General features: G+C 67.1%; 24 protein-coding genes. 16 read left to right on the top strand and 8 right to left on the bottom strand.

Features of this window, described 5'->3' with window-relative positions:
• Window positions 1-165: 165 nt before the first annotated feature.
• Both M0R89_RS05050 and M0R89_RS05045 read left to right on the top strand, forming a co-directional pair.
• Complete coding sequence (locus M0R89_RS05050) at window positions 166-726, top strand: TATA-box-binding protein (RefSeq protein WP_115797963.1); 561 nt, start codon at window positions 166-168, stop codon at window positions 724-726.
• Between the two features lie 117 nt (window positions 727-843).
• A complete protein-coding gene (locus tag M0R89_RS05045) occupies window positions 844-1,188 on the top strand; it encodes a DUF7473 family protein (RefSeq protein WP_248651478.1) in 345 nt (114 codons plus the stop codon).
• A 15-nt stretch (window positions 1,189-1,203) separates the two neighbouring features.
• Here M0R89_RS05045 and hisG read toward each other — a convergent pair whose 3' ends face one another.
• Entirely contained in the window at window positions 1,204-2,076 is an 873-nt protein-coding gene (gene hisG, locus M0R89_RS05040; RefSeq protein WP_248651477.1) for an ATP phosphoribosyltransferase, read from the bottom strand.
• Between the two features lie 208 nt (window positions 2,077-2,284).
• Here hisG and M0R89_RS05035 point away from each other — a divergent pair, with 208 nt between their 5' ends.
• The 5 genes from M0R89_RS05035 (at window position 2,285) to M0R89_RS05015 (ending at window position 8,893) form a co-directional block, all read left to right on the top strand.
• Window positions 2,285-3,544 carry a threonine synthase gene (locus M0R89_RS05035; protein ID WP_248651476.1) on the top strand — a complete coding sequence of 420 codons (1,260 nt, stop codon included), beginning with the start codon at window positions 2,285-2,287 and terminating at the stop codon, window positions 3,542-3,544.
• Between the two features lie 40 nt (window positions 3,545-3,584).
• Complete coding sequence (locus M0R89_RS05030; RefSeq protein WP_248651475.1) at window positions 3,585-4,883, top strand: amidohydrolase; 1,299 nt, start codon at window positions 3,585-3,587, stop codon at window positions 4,881-4,883.
• A 270-nt stretch (window positions 4,884-5,153) separates the two neighbouring features.
• Window positions 5,154-6,200, top strand: coding sequence for a hypothetical protein (locus tag M0R89_RS05025; RefSeq protein WP_248651474.1), 1,047 nt, complete (start codon window positions 5,154-5,156; stop codon window positions 6,198-6,200).
• Window positions 6,201-6,467: 267 nt separating this feature from the next.
• Window positions 6,468-7,751, top strand: a complete 1,284-nt coding sequence (locus tag M0R89_RS05020) for an adenosylhomocysteinase (protein ID WP_248651473.1) — start codon at window positions 6,468-6,470, stop codon at window positions 7,749-7,751.
• A gap of 188 nt (window positions 7,752-7,939) precedes the next feature.
• A complete protein-coding gene (locus M0R89_RS05015; RefSeq protein WP_248651472.1) occupies window positions 7,940-8,893 on the top strand; it encodes an alpha/beta fold hydrolase in 954 nt (317 codons plus the stop codon).
• 14 nt (window positions 8,894-8,907) lie between these two features.
• On the opposite strand, the gene M0R89_RS05010 is transcribed toward M0R89_RS05015, so the two are convergent.
• Complete coding sequence (locus tag M0R89_RS05010) at window positions 8,908-9,747, bottom strand: formate/nitrite transporter family protein (protein WP_248651471.1); 840 nt, start codon at window positions 9,745-9,747, stop codon at window positions 8,908-8,910.
• A gap of 168 nt (window positions 9,748-9,915) precedes the next feature.
• Here M0R89_RS05010 and hjc point away from each other — a divergent pair, with 168 nt between their 5' ends.
• A complete protein-coding gene (gene hjc / locus M0R89_RS05005; RefSeq protein WP_368408853.1) occupies window positions 9,916-10,410 on the top strand; it encodes a Holliday junction resolvase Hjc in 495 nt (164 codons plus the stop codon).
• 69 nt (window positions 10,411-10,479) lie between these two features.
• On the opposite strand, the gene M0R89_RS05000 is transcribed toward hjc, so the two are convergent.
• Entirely contained in the window at window positions 10,480-11,175 is a 696-nt protein-coding gene (locus M0R89_RS05000; protein WP_248651469.1) for an SWIM zinc finger family protein, read from the bottom strand.
• Between the two features lie 452 nt (window positions 11,176-11,627).
• Between M0R89_RS05000 and M0R89_RS04995 the strand changes: the two genes are divergently transcribed.
• Window positions 11,628-11,828 carry a DUF7472 family protein gene (locus M0R89_RS04995; RefSeq protein WP_248651468.1) on the top strand — a complete coding sequence of 67 codons (201 nt, stop codon included), beginning with the start codon at window positions 11,628-11,630 and terminating at the stop codon, window positions 11,826-11,828.
• 58 nt (window positions 11,829-11,886) lie between these two features.
• On the opposite strand, the gene M0R89_RS04990 is transcribed toward M0R89_RS04995, so the two are convergent.
• The gene (locus M0R89_RS04990) at window positions 11,887-12,969 is read right to left on the bottom strand and encodes a DNA primase large subunit PriL (protein ID WP_248651467.1); all 1,083 of its coding nucleotides are present in this window, start codon (window positions 12,967-12,969) and stop codon (window positions 11,887-11,889) included.
• A 78-nt stretch (window positions 12,970-13,047) separates the two neighbouring features.
• On the opposite strand from M0R89_RS04990, the gene M0R89_RS04985 reads away from it, so the two are divergent.
• From M0R89_RS04985 to M0R89_RS04975, 3 genes are all read left to right on the top strand, one after another.
• Complete coding sequence (locus tag M0R89_RS04985; protein WP_248651466.1) at window positions 13,048-13,422, top strand: nuclear transport factor 2 family protein; 375 nt, start codon at window positions 13,048-13,050, stop codon at window positions 13,420-13,422.
• Between the two features lie 73 nt (window positions 13,423-13,495).
• Window positions 13,496-13,669, top strand: coding sequence for a hypothetical protein (locus M0R89_RS04980; protein ID WP_248651465.1), 174 nt, complete (start codon window positions 13,496-13,498; stop codon window positions 13,667-13,669).
• Window positions 13,670-13,787: 118 nt separating this feature from the next.
• Window positions 13,788-14,201: an EamA family transporter gene (locus M0R89_RS04975; protein ID WP_248651464.1), complete on the top strand. Its 414-nt coding sequence runs from the start codon at window positions 13,788-13,790 to the stop codon at window positions 14,199-14,201.
• On the opposite strand, the gene serS is transcribed toward M0R89_RS04975, so the two are convergent.
• The gene (gene serS, locus M0R89_RS04970) at window positions 14,198-15,553 is read right to left on the bottom strand and encodes a serine--tRNA ligase (RefSeq protein WP_248651463.1); all 1,356 of its coding nucleotides are present in this window, start codon (window positions 15,551-15,553) and stop codon (window positions 14,198-14,200) included. The two genes, M0R89_RS04975 and serS, sit on opposite strands and share 4 nt — an antisense overlap.
• Window positions 15,554-15,691: 138 nt before the next feature.
• On the opposite strand from serS, the gene M0R89_RS04965 reads away from it, so the two are divergent.
• Window positions 15,692-16,609, top strand: coding sequence for an MBL fold metallo-hydrolase (locus tag M0R89_RS04965; RefSeq protein ID WP_248651462.1), 918 nt, complete (start codon window positions 15,692-15,694; stop codon window positions 16,607-16,609).
• A 137-nt stretch (window positions 16,610-16,746) separates the two neighbouring features.
• On the opposite strand, the gene M0R89_RS04960 is transcribed toward M0R89_RS04965, so the two are convergent.
• A complete protein-coding gene (locus M0R89_RS04960; protein ID WP_248651461.1) occupies window positions 16,747-17,241 on the bottom strand; it encodes a hypothetical protein in 495 nt (164 codons plus the stop codon).
• 189 nt (window positions 17,242-17,430) lie between these two features.
• Window positions 17,431-18,159 (bottom strand): ferritin-like domain-containing protein, encoded by a 729-nt coding sequence (locus tag M0R89_RS04955; RefSeq protein ID WP_248651460.1) that lies wholly within the window; start codon window positions 18,157-18,159, stop codon window positions 17,431-17,433.
• A 344-nt stretch (window positions 18,160-18,503) separates the two neighbouring features.
• Between M0R89_RS04955 and M0R89_RS04950 the strand changes: the two genes are divergently transcribed.
• The gene (locus tag M0R89_RS04950) at window positions 18,504-19,766 is read left to right on the top strand and encodes a Gfo/Idh/MocA family protein (protein ID WP_248651459.1); all 1,263 of its coding nucleotides are present in this window, start codon (window positions 18,504-18,506) and stop codon (window positions 19,764-19,766) included.
• 86 nt (window positions 19,767-19,852) lie between these two features.
• Complete coding sequence (locus tag M0R89_RS04945; RefSeq protein ID WP_248651458.1) at window positions 19,853-21,838, top strand: AMP-dependent synthetase/ligase; 1,986 nt, start codon at window positions 19,853-19,855, stop codon at window positions 21,836-21,838.
• 71 nt (window positions 21,839-21,909) lie between these two features.
• On the opposite strand, the gene M0R89_RS04940 is transcribed toward M0R89_RS04945, so the two are convergent.
• Window positions 21,910-24,129: an N-6 DNA methylase gene (locus M0R89_RS04940; protein WP_248651457.1), complete on the bottom strand. Its 2,220-nt coding sequence runs from the start codon at window positions 24,127-24,129 to the stop codon at window positions 21,910-21,912.
• Between the two features lie 146 nt (window positions 24,130-24,275).
• Between M0R89_RS04940 and M0R89_RS04935 the strand changes: the two genes are divergently transcribed.
• Window positions 24,276-26,144: a cation:proton antiporter domain-containing protein gene (locus M0R89_RS04935; RefSeq protein ID WP_248651456.1), complete on the top strand. Its 1,869-nt coding sequence runs from the start codon at window positions 24,276-24,278 to the stop codon at window positions 26,142-26,144.
• Window positions 26,145-26,227: the final 83 nt, after the last annotated feature.

Here is a 26,227-nt window from a genome sequence, read left to right as displayed (position 1 = left end):
GACTCGGCGGTGGCTCTTGGGGGTTTCGTCTGCGCCGCGCTCGTCCGGGCCGCCTCCGTCGGGCGACTCCCTCACGGCGGGCGCATCCGTATTAAAACCGCGACGGCATCTGTCAGGAGGGAGTACCAACCTTTATAAACCTTAAATACGACATTTAAGTCGCATATGACCGACCCAAAGGAGACCATCAACATTGAAAACGTGGTCGCCTCCACCGGTATCGGGCAGGAACTCGACCTGCAGAGCGTGGCGATGGACCTCGAAGGGGCCGACTACGACCCGGAGCAGTTCCCCGGTCTCGTCTACCGGACCCAGAACCCCAAGTCCGCGGCGCTCATCTTCCGGTCCGGCAAAATCGTCTGTACCGGCGCCAAGAGCACGGCCGACGTACACGAGAGTCTCGAAATCGTCTTCGACAAACTCCGTGAACTCCAGATCGACGTGAACGAGGACCCCGAAATCGTCGTCCAGAACATCGTCACGTCCGCGGACCTCGGGCGTAATCTCAACCTCAACGCCATCGCTATCGGTCTCGGACTGGAGAACATCGAGTACGAACCCGAGCAGTTCCCCGGTCTCGTCTACCGACTCGACGAACCCGAGGTCGTCGCGCTGCTGTTCGGTTCCGGCAAACTCGTCATCACCGGCGGGAAGAAACCCGAAGACGCCGAGCAGGCGGTCGACAAGATCGTCTCTCGACTCGAAGAACTCGGTCTGCTGGAATAGCGCGGTCGAACGACGGAACGGCCGGTACTTCGTTTTTCCGGCGCGGCGGGTCCGACGCTCCGGTTCACGTCGCCCCGAATCGCTACTTCCTTGGCCCGTGCCTCCCGAGTGGCCCACATGGCGGTCCCCATCGTCGCGCTGGTCGGCACGTTCCTGTTGGCGGTACTGTTCTACGGCGTTACGGCTCACATCGCCGCCCGGTACGTCCTCGGCGACGTGCCGATACTCCGCGCGTTCGTCGTCGGCGTCGTCCCCGCAATCATCTCGTTCGCGCTGCAAGCCTACCATCCGGGCGTCGTCATCCTCGTCAGCGCCACGGCGGACTTCTTCACGATTCGGGCAGTGTACCGGCTGAAGTACCGAACCGCGGTCGTCGTCGCGATGGCTCACTACACGGTGAGCGCGCTCGCCGGCATCACTATCTTCAATCTGGTCCGTCTGCTCTCGACCGCGCCGGTGTAAGCGCGGACGGACCCGCTACTCCACCAGTCGCTCGATTTCGGTGACGAGAATCCCGCTCGCGCCGACCGACTTCAACTCGTTGATGGTCTCGAACACGTCCCGTTCGTCCACGACGGCGTGGACCGCGACCGTTCCGTCGTCTTCGCTCTCGCCGTCCTCCCTGTCCTCGACGTTCATCACCGTCGGGCCGCCCAACCCGGGAATCACGTCGCGCACTTCCGCGAGACGGTCCTCCGGCGCGTTCATCATCAGGTAGCGCTTGCCGTCGGCCGAGAGGACCGACCGGAGCGCCATCACGACCTGCCGGACCTTCGAGTCCTCGACCACGTCGTCGCGGGCGAACAGGTGCGCCGAACTCGACAGCACCTCGTCCACGACGGCCAGACTGTTCACCTTCAGCGTCGTCCCGGTGCTGGTGATGTCGATGATAGCGTCGGCCATCTCGACGTGCGGGGTGAGTTCGGTCGCGCCGCTGACCTCCACGATGTCGGCCTCCACGTCCTTCTCCGCGAAGTACCGCTCGGCGATGTGGGGGAACTCGGTCGCGACCGTCTTGCCAGCCACGTCCGCGACCGATTCGATGTCGCCGTCCTCGGGGGCCGCGAGGACGAGTCGGCATCGACCGAACTCGAGGTCGAGCATCTCCTCGACGTTGCCGGGGTCGGCCTCGCGGACCTGGTCGAGGCCCGTGATGCCCACCTCGGCCGCGCCGTCGCTGACGTACTCCGGGATGTCGGCCGCACGGGCGAACAGCAGGGTCACGTCGGGGTCGACCGTGTCGGCGTACAGTTTCCGGTCGGCACCGTCGACGGCGTGGAGTCCGGCGCTTTCGAGCAGTTCCATCGCCGGGTCGTGGAGTCGGCCCTTGTTCGGGACGGCGATTCTCATGTGTCGTTTCCGGGTTGGCGTTCGCGGCGGAACTAGCTTTCGTCCGCCCGCAAGCCTCGCCGATACCCGTCGGTGCGCGCCACTCTCGGCGTCCTGCGGGACCGACCCGACCGAGAGCGGCCGTCGCCGCGGCCGGACTCGCCGCTCGTAGCGCGCCGTATCGCCGATTCCCGAACCACTATTCGTCCGCCGAACCAACACGACGACCATGACACACGCCTTCGAGTGCCTGTCGTGCGGCGCGACCACCGACCCCGACGAGCGCCCCGCGGGGTGCCCCGAGTGCGGCGGTCCGCTCGAAGTCGCCCACGACGACCTTCCCGACGCCCTCCCCGACTCGGACCGGACCGACCTCCGGCGCTACGCCGACTGGCTTCCCTCGCTCGGCGAGTCGAGCGTCGACGCCCCGGTGTCGATGGGCGAGGGGTGGACTCCGCTGGTGGAGACGCCGCGACTCGTCGCGACCGCGGCCGCCGAGTTCGAGGACGCGACGCCGGACTGCTACCTGAAGAACGAGACCACCAACCCGACGTGGTCGTGGAAGGACCGCCTCGCCGCGGTGGTCGTGCCCCACGCGGTCGCCGGAGGCCCGTCGGACCGCGACGGCGCCGACCGCATCGCCACCGCCTCGACCGGGAACCACGCCAGCGCAATCGCGGCCTACGCCTCGCGGGCCGGAGTCGAGCGAGTCCTCGCGTTCCTCTCGCCGTCGAGCGAACCGCCCCACCACCGGCAGATTCGGGCCTACGGCGGGGAGGCGCTCGGCCTGACTGACTACGGCGAGCGCAAGCGCCTGCTCCGCGAACTCGCCGACCGGGGGTGGTTCGCGGCGTACGACCTCGACGACCGCTACACCGGCCAACCCTACGTCTACGAGGGCTACAAGACCATCGCGTACGAACTGGTCGAGCAGTTGGGCGAGGTCCCCGACGCCGTGGTCGTCCCGGTCGGCGCGGGCGACGGTCTCTACGGCATCTGGAAGGGCTTCCGGGAACTCGCGGCCCGCGGCGTCGTCGCCGACAAGCCCCGCGTGATAAGCGCCGAATCGGCGGAGCGCCACCCGCTCGCGGCGGCGTTCGAGGCGGGCGCGGAGTCGGTCGGGCGCGACGACGGTCCGGAACCGCTCAGCACCTCCACGATGGGCACCACCTCCGGCGACCACGCGCTGGCCGCGGTCCGGGCCTCGGACGGCGCGGCCTACGCCGCCGACCGCGAGGCGGTCGAGGCGGCGATTCGGACCGCCGGGCGCGACGGGGTCTTCCTCGAACCGGCCTCTGCGCTCGCGCCGGCCGTGGTCTCGCAGGCGGTCGCCGACGGCGTGGTCGGTGCCGACGACACCGTGGTCACCGTCGGGACGGGTTCGGGCGTCGCGTGGCCCGAGAAGACGGCGAGCGCGGTCGGAGAGTCGCCGACCGTCGAACCGACGCTGGACGCAATCGCGGACGCGACGGGTCTCGAACTGGACTGAAGCCGGAGGTTTCAGGCACCCTCGGGGAAAACCCTCGGTCATGACGAAACTCCGAATCGCGGGCGGACAGGTTCTCCGTCCCGACGCGACCGTCGAACGCGCCGACGTACTGGTCGACTCCGAGTCCGGCGACATCGCCGCGGTGGGGGACCCCGACGACGTGCCCGAGGGCGACGAGACGCTGGACGCCGAGGACGGACTGGTGACGCCCGGTCTCGTCAACGCTCACACCCACGTCGCCATGACGCTCCTGCGGGGGCACGCCGACGACAAGGAACTCGACGCGTGGTTGCAGGAAGACATCTGGCCGGTCGAGGCCGAACTCACGCCCGAGGACGTGCGCGCCGGGACCGAACTCGGTCTGCTGGAGATGATTCGGTCGGGTACCACCGCGTTCGCGGACATGTACTTCCACGAGGAGGAGGTCGTCGAAGCGGTCGAGGACGCCGGCCTGCGCGCCCGACTCGGCTACGGCATCGTCACGGTCGGGAAGGACGAGGCGGGCGCACGCGACGACTGCGAACAGAGTCTCGAAGTCGCGCGGGAGTTCGACGGCGCGGCCGACGGCCGGGTGAAGACAGCGTTCATGCCCCATAGCCTCACGACCGTCGGCGAGGAGTACCTCCGGGAGTACGTCGCAACTGCCCGCGAGGAGGGGATTCCGCTCCACTACCACGCCAACGAGACCGAAGACGAGGTCGACCCCATCGTCGAGGAGGAGGGCGAGCGTCCCCTCGAATACGCCCGCGACCTCGACATGACCGACGGGTCGGACTTCGTGGCCCACGGCGTCCACCTCGACGGCGCAGAAATCGACCTGCTGGCCGAGACCGGCACGAGCGTAATCCACTGCCCGGCCTCGAACATGAAACTCGCCAGCGGGATGGCTCCGGTCCAGAAACTCCTCGACGCGGGCGTGACGGTCGGTCTCGGCACCGACGGCGCGGCGTCGAACAACGACCTCGACGTGTTCGACGAGATGCGCGACGCCGCGATGCTCGGCAAACTCGCGGCGGACGACGCCAGCGCGGTCCCGGCCGAGAGCGTCGTCCGGATGGCGACCGAAGGTAGCGCGTCGGCGCTCGGGTTCGACAGCGGCCGCATCGAGGAGGGCGCGAACGCCGACCTCGCCGTGGTGGACCTCGACGCCGCCCACCTTACGCCCCATCACGACCTCGTGAGCCACCTCGTGTACGCGGCCCGCGGGTCGGACGTGCGCCACACGCTCTGCGACGGCGCGGTCCTGATGCGCGACCGGGAGGTCCTGCCCCTCGACGCCGCGGCGGTCAGAGAGCAAGCAGAGGAGCGCGCCGCCGCCGCGGTCGAACGCGCAGAGTAGCGCGCCGCCACCGCGGTCGAACGTGTAGAGCGCCGGACCGTCTCTCCTGACCGTCGGCACAGCGGCCCGGTCGTCCCGTCTGTCGGAACTCCGAGCTAATTCTCGCATTCTCGCTCCGGAAACGAGACGTTGAACGTTTCAATTGAACGGTTAAAACGAGTCTTAAACTTTATCGGATGCTCTGAGCCTTTCTATCGGTCATATTGAACTGCGAAAACAGATTGGACGGCAGGCGGGGTTTAATCTCCCATTTCCCCTCTGAACGAGTGCATGAACTCGAAACATCGCACCCTCGCGGTCGCTCTCGTCGGAGCCTTGCTCCTGTCGAGCGCCGCGACCGCGGGCGCGGCGAGTAGCGCGACAGCCAGCGAGACCGCGAATTCGCTGTCGGTCACGGTCGAACAGGCCGAGAACGACGGCGCAACTGTGACGATAACTCAGAACGGGTCGGCGGTCGAGAACGCCACCGTGACGGTCGGCGTTGCCGACGAGAACGTCACGTACGCGGGTGCCGGTGACTACGCGACCGACGCGAACGGCACGGTCGAACTCCCCGAACCCGCCGAGAACGTGACCGTCGCGGTCACCGCCGAGAAGGGGAACGCGACCGGCACGACGACCGTCACCCTGACCACCGCGCCCGAGAGCGACGAACCGCTCTCGGGGTCGCTCGCGGTCTCGGTGGACCAGACTGACGGTGCCACGGTGACGGTGAGCCACAACGGCTCTGCGGTCGAGAACGCCGCCGTCACGGTCGGCGTCACCGACGAGAACGCCACCTACGACGGCGCCGGCAACTACACGACCGACGCGAACGGCACGGTCGACCTGCCCGCCCCGTCGGAGAACGTCACCGTCGAAATCACCGCCGAGAAGGGGAACGCGACCGGAACGGCGACTGCCACGCTGACCGTTTCCGAGAGTGAGAAGAGCGGTTCCTTCGGCGACCTCGTCTCCTCGTTCGTCCACGAGATGATGAACGCGGGCGACGACGGCGGCCCCATCGGACAGGTCATCTCGGACTTCGTGACCGAGAACAACCCCGGGAATGCCGACGAGAAGCGACCCGACCACGCCGGAAAGCCCGACGACGCTGGCAAATCCGGTGACAAGGGGAAGCCCGACGACGCCGGTAAGTCCGGCGACAAAGGTAAGCACGACGCGGGCACGCAGAACGGCACGGACGGCGACGACTCGCAGGGCCCGCCCGAAGGCGCGGGTAACGACGACGGCAGCACTAGTGAGGATGGTTCCGGCGGAGACGACTCCGAGAAGGGCAACAACGGCAACGGGAAGAGTAAGGGCAACGGCAAGTAGTCCGAACTCGCCCACGCGTTCTGACATTCCGTCCCCGCTGACGTTTTTCGCGGCGTTCGGCCCGCTCGACGTTTCGGCCCTCGACGCTCCGGTTCGTTAGCGGACTTTTCCCTCAGTGACTTTTCTTGCAAGTCGGTCGTCGCCGAGTGACGGGACCACATTCGAAGGTAGCGGTGTCGGTAATTACTGGACGGGGAAACCGCTCACCGAAACGCCGCCGCGTCGACCTTCGGTAGCGTTTTGGGCGCGGTGGCCCTTTGCTCGGGTATGGCAGACTATCCGACGATAAGCGAGCAGGTCGAGGACGTAGAATCTGCTCGCACCGAGGGCCATCGCAAGATGGACTGGGCGCGAGAACACATGCCGATTCTGACCGCGATGCAAGGCGACTTCGAGGCGAACCAGCCATTCGAAGGCCAGCGCATCGGGATGGCGATGCACGTCGAGGCAAAGACCGCGGTGCTGGTCGAGACCCTCGCCGAGGGCGGCGCGGAAGTCGCCATCACCGGCTGTAACCCGCTCTCGACCCACGACGACGTGAGCGCCGCGCTCGACGAACACCCCAACATCACCTCCTACGCCAAGCGCGAGGTGGACGACGAGGAGTACTACGCCGCCATCGAGGCGGTCATCTCCCACGAACCGACCATCACCGTGGACGACGGCATGGACCTCGTGGCGGCCATCCACGAGGACTACCCCGAACTCATCGACTCCATCGTGGGCGGGGCCGAGGAGACCACCACGGGCGTCCACCGCCTGCGCGCGATGGACGAGGACGGCGAACTCGACTACCCCGTCTTCGCGGTGAACGACACGCCGATGAAGCGCCTGTTCGACAACGTCCACGGCACCGGCGAGTCGTCGCTGGCGAACATCGCCATGACCACGAACCTCTCGTGGGCGGGCAAGAACGTCGTCGTCGCGGGCTACGGCGACTGCGGCCGCGGCGTCGCCAAGAAGGCCTCGGGCCAGAACGCGAACGTCATCGTGACCGAGGTCGAACCCCGGCGCGCGCTCGAAGCCCACATGGAGGGCTACGACGTGATGCCGATGGCCGAGGCGGCCGAAGTCGGCGACGTGTTCCTCACCACGACCGGGAACAAGAACGTCGTCACCCGCGACCACTTCGAGAAGATGGACGACGGCGTCCTGCTGGCCAACGCCGGCCACTTCGACGTGGAGGTCAATCTCGACGACCTCTCTGACCTCGCCGTGAACGAGCGCGAGGCACGCGACGGCGTCCGCGAGTACGAGATGGACGACGGCCGCCGCCTCAACGTCCTCGCGGAGGGCCGCCTCGTCAACCTCGCCTCGCCCATCGCGCTGGGCCACCCGGTCGAGGTCATGGACCAGAGCTTCGGCGTGCAGGCCGCCTGCGTCCGCGAACTGGTCGAGAACGGCGACCAGTACGACGCTGGAGTCCACGAGGTCCCCGACGAACTGGACCGGGAAATCGCGGAAATCAAGCTGGACGCCGAGGGCGTCGAGTACGACGACCTGACCGACGAACAGGCCGAGTACATGAGCAGTTGGCAGCACGGGACGTAAGCCCGGTCGACTGGGCAGCGGACGGCCGTAGTTTCGGACGGGAGACCGTGGAGGCGAGGTTCCTTGACGCCGCCGACGGCTGGCGCATCGACAGCCAATGAAGGTCTCGCCCCGGCTCTGACCGCCGGACGCGGCTCTCGCCTTCCGCGGTCGCTAACGCTTTTCCTCCCGAGCGCGTAATCGGAACCGTGACGCTTCAGTACGACCACCGCCCGAGCGAGACGGCGCGACCTTACGTCGAAGCCCTCGCGGAGGTCTGCGACCACTACGACGCGGACGCCGAATCCAGATACGCCGACCTCCCCGACCCCGCCGGCCGGGTCCACTACCTGACCGCTGGCGAGGGTCCGCCTCTCCTGCTCCTCCACGGACTCAGCACCAACGGGGCAACGTGGGTGCCGATGTTCGACGCCCTGACGGACCACTTCACCGTCTACGCGCCCGACCGGCCGGGCCGCGGTCTCTCGACCGCGGTGGACTACCGCGAGACCGGCTTTCGGGAGTTCGCGGTCGAGTACGTCGCCGACTTCCTCGACGCGGTCGGCGTCGAGGAGACGGCCGTGATGGGCAACTCGCTCGGCGGGTTCCAGTCGCTCGCGCTCGCGGTGGACCGCCCCGAGCGCGTCGAGCGACTCTGCCTCGTCGGCGCGCCCGCCGGCCTCTCGCTCGACATCCCGTTTCTCTTCCGCCTGTTCGACCTGCCGGTCGTCGGGCGCTGGCTGTTCGACTACTTCGAGGCCGAGACGGTCCCAGAGGCCCGCGCGGAGTTCCGGCGCATCAACGTCGAGGACGACGCGGCGATTCCCGACGCCTACTTCCGGCCCGGCGTCGTCGGCGAGGGCCTGCCCGGCCAGCGCGAGAGCCTCTGGTCGCTGCTGGAGGCCCTCGGCACGATGCGGGGGATGCGACCCCAGTTCGACCTCCGCGAGGAGGTCCGGGACCTCGCGCTCCCGACCCGGTTCGTCTGGGGCACCGAGGACTACTTCTGGCCGCCGTCGGTGGGTCGGCCGGTCGCGGGAGCGATGCCGAACGCCGACTTCGTGACGCTGTCGGACCGCGGCCACATGCCGTGGATGGAACCCGACGACGAGGCCGTCGAGGCCGCGGTGGCGTTTCTGACGGGCGAGGTCGGTCCCGAGTAGCTTCGTCCGAACGGCTACCCGGTCTCGGACTCGCCGCCACCGCGGACGACGTGGCCGTACTTCAGCAGGGCGACGAAGACCGACCCGCCGACGGCGTTGCCGACCGTGGCGAGCGCGAGGAACCCGGCGTACTGCGCGAACGAGATGCGCGGCGAGACGAGCGTCCCGGCCAGCACCTCGACGTTGCCCGCGATGGAGTGGGGCAGGTGGGCGAGACCGATGCCGGTCGTCACCAGCCAGACGACCGCGATGCGCGAGATGCTCTCTTTGGCCGCCGTGAGAAGCCACGAGAGCAGGCCCATCAGCCACCCGGCGACCACGCCGCCAGCGAGGAGGAGCCACGGGCCGTGAGACGTCAGGTTCGACGCGATTTCGGTGAACGCCGAGGGCTCGACGATACCGTAGGCCGGCGCGAACGACACCATCGCGACGGCGAAGACGCTGCCGCCGAGGATGTTCCCGCCGTAGACGAGCGCCCAGAGCCGGGCCAGTTCGCCGACGCTCGCCCGGCCGTCGAAGACGGGGAGGCTGGCGCGCGTGGTGTGTTCGGTGAACAGTTCCGACCGGCCGCCGATGACGAAGATGAATCCGACCGCGTAGGCGTTGGCGACGACGATTCGCGTCAGGGGGTCGCCCCATCCCTTGCCGACTATCGTGAGCAGGACCGCCATGAACAGCGGACCGAACCCGATGTCGAGTCCGGCCGAGATGCCCGACAGGAACAGACCGTCGGCCGGGCGTCTGAGTTCCTCCAGTCCCTCCTGAATCTCCTCGGCCAGAATCTCCTGCTTGGACTTCTGGCCCTGACCCGGCGGTTCGGTCTCGATTCGCCGGTCGAGTTCTTCCTTCGCCACTACCGATAGCGTCGGACCGTTCGACAAAAAGCGGTCTGGCCGCCCGAGAGGCGGACGCTCGCGTCGAGGCCGGGCGCTTCACTTCCACCGCGCTCCCGAGGGACTTAACACGGGGAAGGCGAGAGTACCAGACATGGCAGACGCGACGGGTCTTCCGGGGGTGCCGTGATGTCCAACGCGAAGGGCGACAGGCGCGAGCGCGAACTCGTCAACCGACTCGACGAGGCCGGGTTCGCGGTCATGCGCGCACCCGCCAGCGGGAGCGCCACCGAACGCGAACTCCCGGACGTGCTGGCGGGCGACGGCGTCGCCTTCTACGCCATCGAGGCGAAGTCGAGTTCCGGCGACCCCATCTACCTCACCGGCGAGGAGGTAGAGGCGCTGGTCTACTTCTCGCAGAACTTCGGCGCGAAGCCGAAAATCGGGGTCCGGTTCGACCGCGAGGACTGGTACTTCTTCCACCCCGCGGAGATTCACCAGACCGACGGCGGCAACTACCGGGTCAAGAAGGAGACGGCGCTCGAAGACGGCGACCCGATGGACGCGCTCAGAGCGACCGACGACGATTCGGACGACGACGACGGCCACGACATCCGCGACGTGCTTCACGCGGTCGAACAAGGCGTTCTCTCGCCGGACGAGGCGGCCTCGATGCTGGAGTAGTACGGGTCTCCGCGCTCTCGCGGCGTTCCGGTTCTCCGCTTCGACGGTCTCGGACGGTCGCCCGATGCCTCAGACGGACGCCTCGAAGTCGTCGAGCGCCGACTGGTCCTCGCGGTCGGCCGGCCGGGCGTCCTCGCGCCTGCGGGCGAGTCGCCCGCGCGGGAACGAGTAGCGCCGGAGGTGCGTGGGTTCGAGGTCGTCGGGACCGAGGCCCGCCGGAACCGGGTACATCGCTTCGACCACCACGTCGTCGTCGCGGTAGCCCTCGTTGGTCGAGTACGCCGCGACGGTGCAGTCGTGGCCGGTGATTTCGACCTCGTCAGCCCGCCGGTTCGTCGTCCGAATCACGACCAGCAGGTCGCCGGTCTCGCGGTCCACGACGGTGTCGCCGGGTTCGAGGTTGCACTCCTCGCAGAAGTGAGGCCCCGACTCGGTCTCGTCCACGAATATTTCGTCGCCGCAGTTTCGGCAGGCCACCGCCCGCTTGCCGGGCGGCGGGACGAGTCCCGCCGTGACCTCCATCGCTACCCGTCGGATGTGCTTGCACCTGACGTGCCGGAAGTTGTGGTCCGGACAGGTACACCGCCCGCCGAGCAGGTCCACGGAGTACGTGTTGCCAGTCTGGCTCTCGACTTCGTAGACGCCGCCGCCGAGCGCCGTAACTGCCATGCGCTCCATGCGGGCGCGCTGTGACCGGAGGTCGGTCACGCCGTCCGCGGGAGGCAGCGATGCTCGCGTTCGTTCGGAAGCTGTTGTGTTTTCCATGGGCTTCCCTCTCAGTGTGCGGCCGACCGACGGTCCGCAAAATCGGCGTCTCCACCCCTCCTCCTCTCTCCCTCGGTCGGTTCCGCGTACGAATGTGTAGGTGCTGGACGCTCCTAAGTGTTGCATCTACCAGTACGGCTAGAAGTGCGAGACAGGACGGTAATGGTTCAATAACGCGTAAATTCGAGGGACGAGGAGATGAATGAATTGGGGGCGAGAAAGCGCCTAACTCGACCGACACGTTTCACCGGGCCGACGGCTCGCACGCCGCCGGTTCGACCGCGAGCGAACCACGAAACCCCTTGACGGAGCGACCGAACGGAGAGGACCGAGCGAGGAAGTGACGCCGCGGTTTCTCACCACGCTTTCGCGAGGGAGCGCCGCCTGCGGCGCGACCGCTGGAAAGAGTGGTTATCGAAGCCCTTTTGCCGATACCATGGGAAGCCACCGCTATGGTAGACCAGGAGACGCGCCGCGAGATTCTCGTCGGTGCGGGGTCCGTCGGCCTGTTCATCGCCCTCCTCGTCGGCGTGGGCATGACGTACGGCAACGGCGGCCTCACGCAGACGGGAGCGTTGGCGGTCGTGGGCGTCATCGTCTTGTTCGTCTTGTTGATGAGTGGCGTCGGAATCTGGATGTCGCGGCAGTACTGAATTCTAACCGAGTTTCGCGGTCTTCGCTTTCGATTTCCGCACCCCCGTTTTTACTCCGTCAGTCTCCGGCGCTCTCAGCGGCGGCCAGTGCGTCCTCGTAGTAGGCCAGTGGGTGGGAGACAGAGTCACAGCGGGCGTCGGTCGTCGGGTCGGCCTCGTCGGCGACCGGACACTCGCCGTAGGCCGCCATCGTCTCGCAGGATGGCGGCGCGTACTGGGCGCCCGACTCGTCGCCGACCCGATTCGACCGGTAGCGGACCGCCTTCGCGCGAGTGTCACTGTCCACGCCGCAGAGCGCCAGCAGTTCGTCGGTGTCGGCGTTGGCGCTGGTCAGGAACGCGACCAGTGCGAACTCCGCGGGGTCGTCCAGACTCTCGCCGTCCTGCGCTCGCTCGACCAGCGAGGCGACGCACGGCGGGAAGCAGTCGGGCGCGAGTACGTCGATGTCCCGCGAGATGTCGATTTCCGAGAAGGTGTCCTGCAACTCGGCCACCTCGTCGGTCAGACCGTCGCGAATCTCGTCGGGCACGTCGGTCGGCAGGCCCGCGGCGACGCGCTGGCGGACCGCCTCCCGGAGGAGTTCGTGGAGTTCGGCCTCGGAGACTTTCACGGTCCCGTCGGCCAACTGCCGGGTGGCGAGCGTCCAAGACTCGCCGTCGAGGTTCGAGGAGAGCGCGAGATAGCGCCCGACGGCGACGCGGTAGCCGTCGCCCGCGGCGGTCTCCCGGACCGCGTCCGATAGGTCGAACTCCGCGAGGAGCGCGTCGAGCGTGATTGCGGTGTCGGCCGTGGACTTCAGGCCGTCGTCGGGGTTCTCGAAGTCGTCGGTGAATCGCTCGTAGGCGGTGTCGGCCTCGGCGCTGGCGTACTTCTCGACCGCGCCGGGCGCGTCCACGAGCGACACCAGCACGCGCGCGACCGGATACGAGAGCAGTTCCGCGCGCGTGCTCCAGCGTCGCTCCCCGTCCGGGTCGGGACGAACCGTCCCGTCGACGAGCGCGCGGCGCACCCGCTCGACGCCGCGCTCGACGGCGGGGTGGCGCTCGTCGCCCGTCACGACGGCGACGAGACCGATGTCGGCCTCGCGGACGCTCTCGCGGGCCGCCGCGAGGAACGGGTACCGGGCGTGAAGCGGGTTCATACTCGCCCCATTTCGGCCGACCCCGATAAACGCGACGAATCGGATGGGTTGATACGGCCGACGACCGTCGGTCCCGACGTGACCGACCCGACCGACCTCGCCCGGAGTTACTACGACGCCATCGACGCGGGCGACTACGACCGATTCGAGGACCTGCTCGCGCCGGACGTCGTCCACGAGCGCCCGGACCGGACCATCGAGGGCCGCGAGACGCTCGTGGGGTTCATGCGCGACGACCGGCCGAACAAGGACACGTCCCACGAGGTCCGGACCGTCTTCGCCGCGAGCGACGGGGTGGCGGTCGAGGGTCGCTTGCTGGACGCCGACGGCGCTCAGATGTTCGCGTTCGTAGACAGCTTCGACGTCGAGGACGCGCCCGACGAGAGCGAGGCGGACGCGGGTCGAGGTGATGGACGTCCGAGCATCGCTCGAATCCGGACCTACACCCGGTAAGTACCGACGCCCGGTAGCTACGGATGCCACTCGCTGCCAAAGCTTATCCCTCGGCTGTGCTTCTCTAGTTACTATGGGCCTCTTCAGAGACCTCGGCAACAAAGTCGAGAAGTTCAAGCAGGCGTCGGAAGCCGCGGCCGACGAGGAAGCGAGCCACGAGTGTCGGGACTGCGGCGAGCGGTTCTTCTCCGACCGCGAGACGTGCCCCGAGTGCGGGAGTTTCGACGTGACGCCGCTGAGCGAGTGAGGTAGCCGGCAGTCGGTCGCCCGTACGTGGCGGACGCGTCGCCGGCGCGTCCCGGTCGCGGGACGGGACGCGTTCCGGAATCCCAACCGATACGTGCGGCAGTTTCCAATGGGCCGCCATGAACTACATCGCGTGGGCGGTCGTCGCGCTGGTCGGCTACTCGATTTTCACGCCGCTGGCGAGTCTGGCGACCAACCAGATTCCGAGTACGGTCGTCGCGCTGGTGGCCAACAGCATGCTCGCGGTGTCGGCGGCCGTCGTCATCGTCTACCGGAACGAGTCGGTCGCGCCGTACCTCGCGGGCGAGAACGCGGTCTACATGTACGCGGCGGGAGTCTTCCTGAGCGTCGGCATCATCGCGTACTATCAGGCGCTGGGAGCGGGCCCGGTCAGCGTCGTGGTCCCCATCTTCGGCATGTTCCTCGTCGGCAGTTCGCTGCTCGGCGTCGTGTTTCTGAACGACCCGCTGACCGCGAAGAAGGCCCTCGGAATCGTGCTGGCGGCCGTCGGGGTCTACCTGACGACGAGTTAGTCCTTCTCGCCCGCGCCGAGCGCGCTCTCGCCGACCGGTTCGTGGCCCTCGATGACCTCCTTGCCGCCCATGTAGGGCCGGAGCGCCTCGGGCACCGTGACGGTGCCGTCGTCGTTCTGGTAGTATTCGAGGATTGCGACCATCACGCGCGGCAGGGCCAATCCCGACGCGTTGAGCGTGTGGAGGTACTCGGTCGATTCGTGGCGCTCGGGCCGGTAGCGCAGGCCGGCGCGCCGGGCCTGGAAGTCCTCGAAGTTCGAGGCCGTCGAGACTTCGAGCCACCGACCGCCCTCCTCGGGGCCGTCGTCCATGTCGTCGCCGGGCGCCCAGATTTCGAGGTCTATCTGCTTGGCGGCCTTGAAGCCGAGGTCACCCGTGCAGAGTTCGAGGACGCGGTACGGCAGGTCGAGGCGTCGGAGGACCTCCTCGGCCTCGTCCAGCAGTTCGCGGAGGCGGTCGTAGCTCTCGTCGGGTTCCACGAAGTTGACCATCTCGACCTTGTTGAACTGGTGGACCCGGACGATGCCCCGCGTCTCGGTGCCGTGTTCGCCCGCTTCGCGCCGGAAGTTCGGCGTGTAGGCCTGATGCTTCAGCGGGAGGTCGTCTTTCAGGAGGATGTCGTCGCGGTACATGTTCGTGACCGGCACCTCCGCGGTCGGACAGAGCCAGAGGTCCTCGTCCTCCAGTTTGTAGGCGTCGTCGGCGAACTTCGGCAACTGGCCCGTCCCGGTCATCGACTCGCTGTTGATGGGGATGGGCGGGAATATCTCCTGATACCCCTGCTCGCGGTGGACGTCCATCATGAATTGCATCAGGGCGTGTTCGAGTTGGCTCCCCTCGCCCTTGAGGAAGTAGTAGCCGCTTCCGGTGGTCTTGGCGGCCCGCGCCTCGTCGATGATGTCCAACTCCTCGCCGAGGTCGTAGTGGGGCGTCACCTCGTCGGGCAGGTCGCGCAGGTCGTCGAAGCCCTCGCGGCGGGTCTCGACGTTGTCGTCCTCGTCGTCGCCCTCGGGGACGCTCTCGTGGGGGACTTGGGGAACGCGCAGGAGCGCCTCCTCCAGTTCCTCCTCTAACTCGGCGGCGCGCTCCTCGACCTCTTCGATTTCGGCCTTGAGTTCCTGCGACCGTTCGATGGCCTCGTCGGCCTCGTCGTGTTCGCCGGCCTGCTTCAACTCGCCGATGCGGTCGCTGACCTCGTTGCGCTCGTGGCGCAGGTCGTCGCCGCGCGCCTTCAGGTCGCGCCACTCCTCGTCCTTCTCCAGAATCACGTCGAGGTCCACGTCCGCCCCGCGCTCGCGGAGTCCCTCGCGGACCTCCTCGGGGTTGTCCCGAATGTAGTTCCGGTCTAGCATTCCTACTCTCTCAATTCTGCTCCCGGCAAAAAACCGTATCGTTCGTGGGGCAGGGGTTGACAGGGGCGTGATTCGGAGACGGCGTACGACCTTTCCGCGGGCGAACACCTTTTACCCCGCCGCGACCCACCAACGAACATGCCAAGAGGCGACCTCCGAGAGGTCACGGTCGGCGACTGTTCGGACCTCTACTACCTCGACACCGGGATGTACGACACCGACGAGTACGGCGCGGTCTACATCTACGATGCCGCTCGGCCCGCCATCGTCGACACCGGAATCGGGACCCACCACGAACTGATTCTGGACGCGCTGGACGAGTTGGACATCGCCCGCGAGGACGTGGCGGTCATCGCGCCGACGCACGTCCACCTCGACCACGCCGGCGGTGCCGGATTCCTCGCCGAGGCCTGCCCCAACGCCGAGGTGATGGTCCACGAAATCGGTGCGCCCCACCTCGTGGACCCGGAACGCCTCGTGGAGGGGACGAAGGCGGCGGTCGGCGACCAGTGGGAGTTCTACGTCGAACCGAAACCCGTGCCAGAGGACCGCGTGGTCGAACTCAACGGCGGCGACACCATCGAACTCGGCGACCACCACCTCGACGTGTACCACGCGCCGGGCCACGCGCCCCATCAGGTTCTCTTTCACGACCGGGACGACGATTCGGTGTTCACCGCCGACGCGGCCGGCATCTGGGTCCCCTCGGTCGAGACGATTCGGGAGACGTCGCCGCCCTCGAACTTCGACCTCGACCAGTGCCTCACCGACCTCGAAACCATCCGGGACCTCGACCCCGAGGCCCTGCTCTACCCCCACTTCGGCCCGCGAGAGTACGAGCAGGGCGTCATGGACGAGTACGCCGATGTCCTCCGCGAGTGGGTCGAGACGGTCGAGGAGAAGTACGAGGAACTGGGCGACGCGGACGAGGTGGAGGACTACTTCGTGGAGAACGCCGAGATGGTCGACGTGTGGGGCGAACGCAAGGCCAGTGAGGAGGCCCGGCTAAACGTCCGGGGCGTCGTGACGTATCTGGACTACCGCGACGACGAGTAATCTCTCCGCCTGCGCTCGCCAAACGTCTCGAAGCGGTCGGGAGTGTGACTTCGCTCGTCAACACGCAGTTGACTCGCAAGACCAGTCACTCGGATGGAGTCATTTGGACAGTCACTTGGAGAGAGCTATCTGGACAGTCACTCGGAGGGAATAATCCGGAAGTCCGCGGCCAGACGAGGACTGCTTTCGAGGAGGACGAACCGATGCCGACCGGGACGCAGTTCTCCGAGGAGGTCCCCAGTCTGGGTCTCCAGTCGCTCTTTGGACATCGTTGCACTCTCGACGCGGGACTCCCCGGGCGGTAGTTCGAGCGCACACATCTGGTAGTGACTCCGCGGCGTGTCCGTAACGTCTCGCCACTCACCGTCCGAATACGTCTGAACGATCCACGCGTTGTCGCATCCGAGGACGACTGTCGAATCGCTGGTGTTGGTGACCTCGAACCGTATCGTCTCTCCGAGTCTGACGCTGTCCCGAAGCGTCTCTAGTCGGAGGTCCTCGTGTTCGTAGACGACGCGCGCGTTCTCGTTTTCCAGACTCTCCGAGCCGTTTTCGGACCGATTCAGCACGATACCGCCGGAGAGCGCGGCGGCACCGACACCGATAGAGGCGAGATACGTTCGACGTTTCACGTCGCGTCGTTGCGCACCGAACGGATAAATATCGTCGCAAGAGTGAAACGTACGTTTCACCGACTCGCGCGTTTCGGACCACTCCATCCGAAATCAGACGCGTACCCGGTCGTCACCCGTCGAACTTCGACCTCGGCGGGTCTCCCGACCTCGTAGATAGAAATATCCAGCTGAGTGTCACGCCGACGGTCAGTTTTCGGACGCGAGGAACGGCTGAATGGCCTTCATAATCTCCTCGGGCGGTTTCGCCTCGTCGAACGCTCGCGGGAACGGCGACTTCCCGGTCAGTCCGTTGAGATACGCCGAGTGGCGGCCTTCGACCGTAGCGATGGTCGCCGCCGCGGTCAGCAGTTGGTCGCTCCCGCTCAGCAGGTTTATCGCACCGTCGTAGGCCGAGACGCCGGTTGTCTCGAGCGTCTGGGCCGTTTCGATGAACCCCTCGGGGCTTTCGAGCGGGAACTGGAACTCGAGTTCGTCCTCGCCGATGGGGTCGCCGCCGAGGTCGTTTATCGTCTTCACGAGCGTCTCGACGTGGGCCTTCTCGTGGTCCCGAATCGTCGCGAGTTGCTCTTGGATGGACGCTTGGACCTTGTCTCCGAACTTCTGGCCGATCTCCGAGTCCTCGATTTCCGACTCGCTGAACTTCTGTAGCCCCTCCACGTAGAACGTCGCCTCGAGTCGTTCGAGCGTGAGCGCGTAGTTGAGCGTGTCGACGTACTTCTGGCTGCCCTCGCCCTCCGTCGTGGTTTCGTCGTCGGCCGCCACGGCGCTGCCGGCGCCCGCCGAAAGTCCGAGACCGACCGCCGACGCGGTCGCTCCCTTCTTCAGGAACCCTCGCCGGGACTCGAAGGCGCTTCCGAGGTCGTTGGTCAGCGATTCGATTCGCTCGTTTCCGCCGTAGTCGCGTTCGTCTGTCATGAATTGAACTCTCCGTTTCCGCGTGCCGTCTCTCGGCGGCATCCGCCTCGCTGCGTCCGTAGGAACGGCTATACGTACAAAAGTGGTATCGCACGTTTCAGTCGTCACGAAGCGGTTTCTCGCGATAAGCCAGAGATATGGCCTCGTCGTCCCGCGAATCGGAACCCGCGGCCGCCGAAACGCCGCGCCGCTCGGAACAGTCGGTCGGCGAGCGGAACGCCCCGCGAACGCCGCGTTACGGTCGAGAAATCAGGAAGTGGCTGCCGATACCGGCCGGACTGGGGTTCGGGTCGCGGCGACCATCAGCGGTTTAGGGGTCCGCGTCGCACGACTGTCTGATTCTGATGGGAGCGCACCTCACCGAGCCAATCCGAATCGGTATCGTCGGCGCGGGCAACCGCGGCCGGAACCACGCGGCGCGTTACGACCGAATCCCCGGCGCGGAAATCGTCGCCGTCGCCGACGTGGACGAACCGAAGGCGGAGGCGCTCGCCGAGCGGTACGCCGCCGAGAGCTATCCGACCCACGGCGCGATGCTCGACGCGACCGACCTCGACGCGGTGAACGTCTGCGTCCACGCGACCATCCACGCCGACATCGCGGTGGACGCTCTCGAAGCCGGTACGGCGGTCTTCTGCGAGAAGCCGATGGCCGGCGACTACGCCGACGCCCGGCGGATGGCCGACGCCGCCGACCGGACCGGAAATCGGCTCGCGGTCCAGAACCAGTTGCTCTACACCAAGGAGACGCTGGCCGCGAAGGCGCTGGCCGACGCGGGCGCGCTCGGCGACGTCTACCACGCCACCGCGGCCCGGTCGCCCGGACTGGCGTTCGGCGGCGACGGCGACCCCGAGGCGGTTCCGCTCGGCGCGCGCCGCCGCGGGACGCCCTACGTGGACGGCTACGGGACGCCCGCCTTCGTCAGCGAGGAGTCGGCCGGCGGCGGCGTCGTCCTCGACCTCGGGAGCTACACGGTCGGCCAACTGCTCTACCTGCTCGGGTCGGCCGCGTCGTCCGGCGGCGGACCGTCGGCCGGCGAGTCGTCCACCGGCGGGTCGTCAGCCCTCGAAATACCCCGCGTCGAGCGCGTGCGCGCCGAGACGTTCCGGACCGTCCCCGACCGCTTCGAGACCGGGAGCGAGTACCAGCGCCGAATCGAGGAGACCGGCTACGACGTGGAGGACGTGGCGGTGGCCTTCGTCACCTTGGCGGACGGGGCGGTCCTCTCGGTCCGGACGAGTTGGTCGCGCTACATGGAGGACGAGTCGAGTGCGCTCGTCGGCACTCAGGGCGGCGTCCGACTCGACCCCTTCGAGTACTTCGCCACGGTCGGCGACGTGGAGATGCGCGCCAGCGCCGACCTCGAAGAGTACCTGTTCCGCCAGCAGTACCTCCGGGGCGAGCGCGGCCGGGCGGCCTACGACGCCGGACTCTGGGCGGACCCGCTCTACCACTGGGTCACGGACCTGCTCGGCCACAGCGAGGCACCGCCGACCGCCGACATCGCGCTGGAGTCGATGGTCGTCACCGACGGCATCTACCGGTCGGCGGAACTCGGCCGAGAGGTGACGCGCGAGGAAATCGTCGAGGCCGAGGAGACCGAGTAGCCCCGCCGGGCGCCGCCCGATAAACGCGATTGAACGCTCCGAAAGTTCGGGAGTACCTTAATGTCACGGGCTTCTGATTGAATGGTATGGAGTGGCGTGACGCCGAACGGGAGTACGACGGCGAAGTGGTCGGCCGGTCCACGATACCGCGACTGTTCGAGGAGAGCGCGGCCCGGCACGAGAACCGTCCGGCACAGCAGTACAAGGGCGGGGTGTACGACCGGTCGCTCGCGGGGTCGGCGGTCTCCGCGGCGGCCGACGGGGAGTTCCGGTCGCTCTCGTACGCCGAGATGCGCGACGTCGTCCGGTCGCTCGCGGCCGGGTTCCGCGAGTTGGGCGTCGAGGCCGACGACCGGGTGGGCATCTTCGCCGACACGCGCATGGAGTGGGCGCAGGTAGACTTCGGCCTGCTCGCGGCGGGCGCTGTCGTGACCACCGTCTATCGGGGGTCGTCGCCCAATCAGGTCGAGTACCTGCTGGGCGACCCCGACGCCGACGGCGTGGTCGTGGAGAACGCCGAACTGCTGGAGCGGGTCGTTCAGGTACAGGACTCGCTCGACCTCGAATTCGCGGTCGTGATGGACGAACTGAGTAGTGGCGGTGAGTCGCTCGTGGAGGACGCCGACTTCGAGGTCCACACGCTCGGGGACCTATACCGGCGCGGGAGCGAGGCGTTCGACCCCGACGAGTACGAGTCGTGGCTCGAAGCGCGGGACCCCGAGGACCTCGCCACGCTCATCTACACCTCCGGCACGACCGGCAAGCCGAAGGGCGTCGAACTCACCCACTGGAACTTCCGGGCGAACGTAAACCAGTGTTACAAGCGGTTCGGCCCCCGGCCCGACAAGGGCGACCAACCCGCCATCGACGAGAACGCCCGGACCGTCTCGTTCCTGCCGCTGGCTCACGTCCTCGAACGACTCGCGGGCCACTTCCTGATGTTCGCGGCGGGTGCGACCGTGGCCTACGCCGAGGACCCCGAGACCCTACAGGAGGACTTCCAGAAGGTCGAACCGACCACCGGGACCAGCGTCCCGCGGGTCTACGAGCGCATGTACGACGCCATCCGCGAGCAGGCCGAGTCCTCGCCGGTCTCCGAGCGCCTGTTCGAGTGGGCCACCGAAGTCGGCCGGGAGTACTTCGAGACCGAAAATCCGGGTCTCGCGCTCCGGGCCAAGCGGGCCGTCGCCGACAAACTCGTCTTCCGGAAGGTCAGGAACGGTCTCGGCGGAAACATCGACTTCCTCATCAGCGGCGGCGGAAGCCTCTCGCCCGAACTCTGCGCGCTCTACCACGGGATGGGGATGCCGATTCTGGAGGGGTACGGCCTGACCGAGACGTCCCCGGTCGTCGCGGTCAACCCGTCCGAAGAACCGAAGGTCGGCACCATCGGTCCACCGGTGGTGGACGCGGAGGTGCGGGTCGATGGCACGGTGGTCTCGCAGGACACCTTCGACGACTCCGAGGGCGAGGTCGGCGAACTCCTCGTCAGAGGGCCGAACGTCACCGAGGGCTACTGGGAGATGCCCGAGGCGACCGAGCGAGCGTTCACCGAGGACGACTCCGGCGAACGGTGGTTCCGGACGGGCGACATCGTGGAACTCCGGCCCGACGACTACATCGAGTTCCGCGAGCGCGCCAAGGAACTGCTGGTCCTCTCGACCGGGAAGAACGTCGCGCCGGGTCCCATCGAGGACGCCTTCGCGGCCAGCGACATGGTCGAACAGGTCGTGGTCGTCGGCGACGGCCACAAGTTCGTCTCCGCGCTCGTGGTCCCGAACTTCGAGGGCGTCCGGAAGCGGGCCGAGAGCGAGGGCATCGACCTGCCCGACGACGACCGGGACCTCACCCGGAACGACCGGGTCCGGGAGTGGATGGACGAGGAGGTCGAGCGCGTCAACCAGCAGTTCGAGTCCCACGAGCGAATCAAGCAGTTCCGGGTCGTCGGCGAGGAGTTCACCGAGGACAACGACCTGCTGACGCCGACGATGAAGAAGAAGCGCCGGAACATCTTGGAGCGGTTCGCCGACGAGATAGACGAAATCTACGGCCGCGAGTACGAGGAAGCCTGACCGGCCGTCCGGTCCGCACCGCGCTCGCAACTGTTCTACGCTCGCTCTTAGCCTGTCCCCGCGACTGTCCGTCACCTACCCCCGGCCGCGCCGCGGTCGTCGGCCAACAGTTTCTCGACGAGACTGTCGATTTCGGCCTGAACGGCCTCCAATTCGGGTATCGTCTTCGCGTTGTAAGCGCGCTTGGACGTGTCTGTGTGTTCGGGCACGATTTCGTGCGCTTCCATCGACAAATCGGCGAGTCGCCGCTGTTGCTCGCTGTCACGCCACTCGGGCAGTTCGAGCTTCGAGACCACGGTCTTCGAGAGGCTGGCTTTGCCCTCCGAGGCGACGTTCTCGAGCGACCGCTGGTATATCGCCGAGTTGAGCAGGGCGCAGAGGAAGTGGGCCTCCCGCTCGCTCCCGGCCGCGACGAACATGTAGTGGTCGCCCGGGACGACCAATTTCTCGCCGAGGTCCTCGTCCTCGACGGTCGAGACGACCGCGAAGTGGGGTTTGAACCCGAGCCTGCACCACACCACCTTGTACTCGCTCCACGTGTAGTCGCCCAGTCCGAAGACGTTGTAGAACGGTCCCTTCTCCAGCCACGAAGACGCGCGGTCCTCCAGCGCCTCGCGGTGACTCCGCAGGTAGTCGTAGGTCTCGGGGTACTGATTCCGTAACTCCGCCTCGTTGTCCTCGTTGGCCTTCCGCATCGGGACCAGACGCAACTCGTGACCGAACAGGCCGTACTTGACGACGTGCTTCGATTTGATATAGGGGTAGACGAACGCCGACTCCATCTCGGCCAGTTCCTCGCGACTGATGGAGAACACGTCCTGAGCGTCGTCTTTCACCCCGTGGCGGATGTCGTGGGCGCACTCGCCGAGCGCGGCGCGTTCGGCGTCCTCGCGGACCCACGCCGACGCGCGCTCATCGGCGTCCACCGGGACGAGCGCGGTCTCCTCGCGGTCGAGGGTCCGGCGCATCGAAGCTGCCGTCGAGAAGTCCGGTTCCTCCTCACCGGCGGTCCACGACGCCGTCTCGACGGGGAACTCGTGGTCGGCGTCGGCCCGGAGCGCGTAAATCGCGGCGTTCGCGCCGACCTGCTCGCCGAAGGGTCGGAGGCGGTTGAAGTCGTGGACTCGGGTGAGCGCGAGCGGTCGGTCGCCCACGGTCAGCGTCCGGAGGAGTTTGCCCGCGGGCCCCTTCGAGACGGCGCGCTTCAGGACGAAGCTCGCACCGCCGCCCTCGGTCAGGTAGCGGCGGATGCAGACCCAGACGAAGGGCAGCGACACGTCGTCGTTCGCGTGGCCGAGTCGGGAGGCGGCCCCGCCGTGGGGGAGCAGGTCGAGGCCGTCGTACCCCTCGCGCCAGCGGGCTTTCACCGCCTCCGAGAGCCGACTCCACGGAATCCACGGCGGGTTGCCCACGAGATAGTCGGCGGTCGGGTCGAAGCGCTCGCCGCCGAACGAGAGCGCGTCGTCGCGGGTCAGACCGAGTGCGTCGGTCAGAAAGACGGGGAGTTCGACCGCGTCCGCGTCGGCCGATTCGAGGACTGGCAACAGCGAGAGCAGGTAGTTCAGCTTCGTGCTCGTGACCGCGACCGGGTTCAGGTCGATGCCGACGACGGTGGACGTGACGTTCTCCAAGACTTCCTCCGGCGAGTGGGTGTCGTTCATCGCCGACAGTTTGCGGTCGATGCAGACCGCGGGGAACACGCCCGACCCGCACCCGGGGTCGAGGAACGTCGCGGCCTCGAAGTCGGCCACGTCGAGCGCGTCCACGGCGAGTTCGGCGACGCCCCGCGGGGTGTGGTACTCGCCGAGCGCGAGTCGAATCTCGCGGGAGACGACGCTCTCGTAGAGCGTCCGCAGGAAGCCCGTGTCGGCGGTCCGGAGGTCGGACTTCGAGAGGTCCGCCTCGATGGGGTCGGGGACGCTCCCGTCGAGCGACTCGATTTCGCCCGCGATTCGGTCGTGTAACTCCCGGAACCCGAACGACAGCGCGTCGGTGTTGGCTCGCGGTTCCCGATTGACGAGTCGGAAGTCGAACTCGCGCTCGGCGAGGGCGACGATGCGGTCCACCACGAAGTCGTAGTACAGCGAGTCCACGAACAACTCGTCCTTGGGCCTGTCTCGGTCCACGTCCGCGAAGGCGTCGCCGTGGCTGGTGACGAAGAACTCCTCCCACTCCGACCGGGCGTCCCGAAACCGGTCGTCGGTCGCCAGCAGGTCGAGCGCCGTGGCTCGGAACTCCCCGTACAGCGCGCTCTCGCGGCCCCATCCCTCGACGATTCCGGCGTCGGTCATGTCGTGGTTGCTACGGTGGGGCGGTCGGGTTATTTAAATACTGGTTCGGTTCGGCGGTCCGAACTCGAACAACCCTCCTCTCCGGCCGCTACCGACCGGTTTAAACACCCGTCCCCACTTTACAACAGTACGGAGGATTACAGAGAGTGGCAGCAGAAGGTGGCACACAACTCGTCCCCATCGTCGCCGCAATCATCGGTCTCGGTGTCGGAGCACAGGTCTTAGCCGACCGTTTTCAGGTGCCTAGCGTGCTGTTTCTCATTCTCGCCGGTATCATCATCGGTCCGGAGGGCCTGCAGATAATCACCCCCGAGGCGTTCGGCGGCGCGCTGTCGGCCATCGTCGGCCTCTCGGTCGCTATCATCGTCTTCGAGGGTGCGTTCCACCTCACGACCGACAAGCTTCGCGAGGCCCCTCGGGAGACGGTCAAACTCGTGACCCTCGGTGCCGTCGTCGCGCTGGTCGGCACCGCGGTCGCGGTCAGACTCGCGCTCGGGGTCGCCTGGGACGTGGCGATGCTCGTCGGGTCGCTGCTGGTCGCGACCGGTCCGACGGTCATCACGCCCATCCTCGAAGTGGTTCCCGCCCGGGACCGCGTCGAGATTGCGCTCGAAACCGAGGGCGTCGTCAACGACGTGACCGCCGCGATTCTGGCGGTCGTGACGTTCGAGGTCGTCGTCCTCGAGAACCCGACCGTCAACGAGGTCGTCGGCGACTTCGCCCGACGCCTCGGTATCGGCGTTCTCGCGGGTCTCGTCGTCGCCGGAATCGTCTGGTACCTGCTCCGGTACGTGGACCTCTCGCCGACCAACGCCCCGCAGAACGCGCGACTCATCACGCTGGCGGGCGCGTTGGTCGCGTTCGGAAGCGCCAACACGCTGGCCGCGGAGGCCGGAATCGCGGCGGTCGCCACCGCGGGCATCGTTCTCGGGAACGTCGACATCCCGTACAAGGAGGACATCGAGGCGTTCAAGGGCGACATCACCCTGCTCGTCCTCTCGTTCGTGTTCATCGCGCTGGCGGCCCTGCTCCAGTTCGAGAACCTGCTGGCGCTCGGACTCGGCGGCCTCGTCGTCGTCGTGGCCGTGGCGCTGGTCGTCCGCCCGCTCGGCGTTCTCCTCTCGACGACCGGAGACCGCTACACCCTCAACGAGCGCATCTTCATGAGCGCCGTCGGACCCCGTGGTATCATCCCGGCGTCGGTCGCCACTCTGTTCGCGGTCCAACTGCAGAACCAGGGACTGAACGAGACTGCGAACGTCCTCGTCGGGACCGTCTTCCTCGTCATCTTGGCGACGGTCGTGTTCGAGGGCGGGTTCGCTCGACACATCGCGGAGTACTTGGACGTGATTCCTATGCGTGTAATCATCGTAGGAGGCGGGAAGGTGGGCCGCTCGCTCGCCGAACGCCTCGAAGACCGTGGCGAGAACGTGGTCATCATCGAGAGAGACCAGGAGATGGTACAGCTAGCCCGAAGCGAGGACTTCACCGTCCATCACGGCGATGGAACCGACACCGAGGTCCTCAGGAGCGCGGGCGCGAACAACGCGAAGATAGTCGTCGCCGCGACGGGCGACGACGACGCGAACCTGCTCGTCGCGCAACTGTCGAACTCGAAGTTCGACGCCGAGACCGTCATCGCACGGGCCAACAACCCCGACAACGTCGACGCCTTCGAGGACCTCGGTGTGAAAACCATCGACGCCTCGTCGGCGACCGCGTGGGCAATCGACAACGTCATCGAGCGTCCGGCGCTGTCGGACTGGATGACGGAACTCGGCCGGTCGGGCGACGTACAGGAGATAGAGGTCACGGCCGACGACCTCGTCGGCAAGACGATCTCGGAACTCGACGACGAACTCCCGAACGGCGTCCTCATCGCGCTGGTCGGCCGGAACGGCGAGAGCGAGGTGCCCAACGAGGACTTCACTCTCCAGCACGGCGACCACATCACCTTCCTCGGTCGGAAGGAGTCGGTCCATCAGGCCATCAACCGCTGCCATCCGACGACGTGAGCCGGTAGCGGTAACTCCGCGTTCGCCGAACCGTTCTCTCGTCGCGCTGTCGGCTGTAATTCGTCGAACTCGCGCCGACGGAA

The sequence above is a fragment of the Halorussus limi genome, assembly GCF_023238205.1.
GTDB lineage: Archaea > Halobacteriota > Halobacteria > Halobacteriales > Haladaptataceae > Halorussus > Halorussus limi.
Note: the sequence above shows the minus strand (reverse complement) of the source record. Positions and strands in the feature narration are given on the sequence as shown.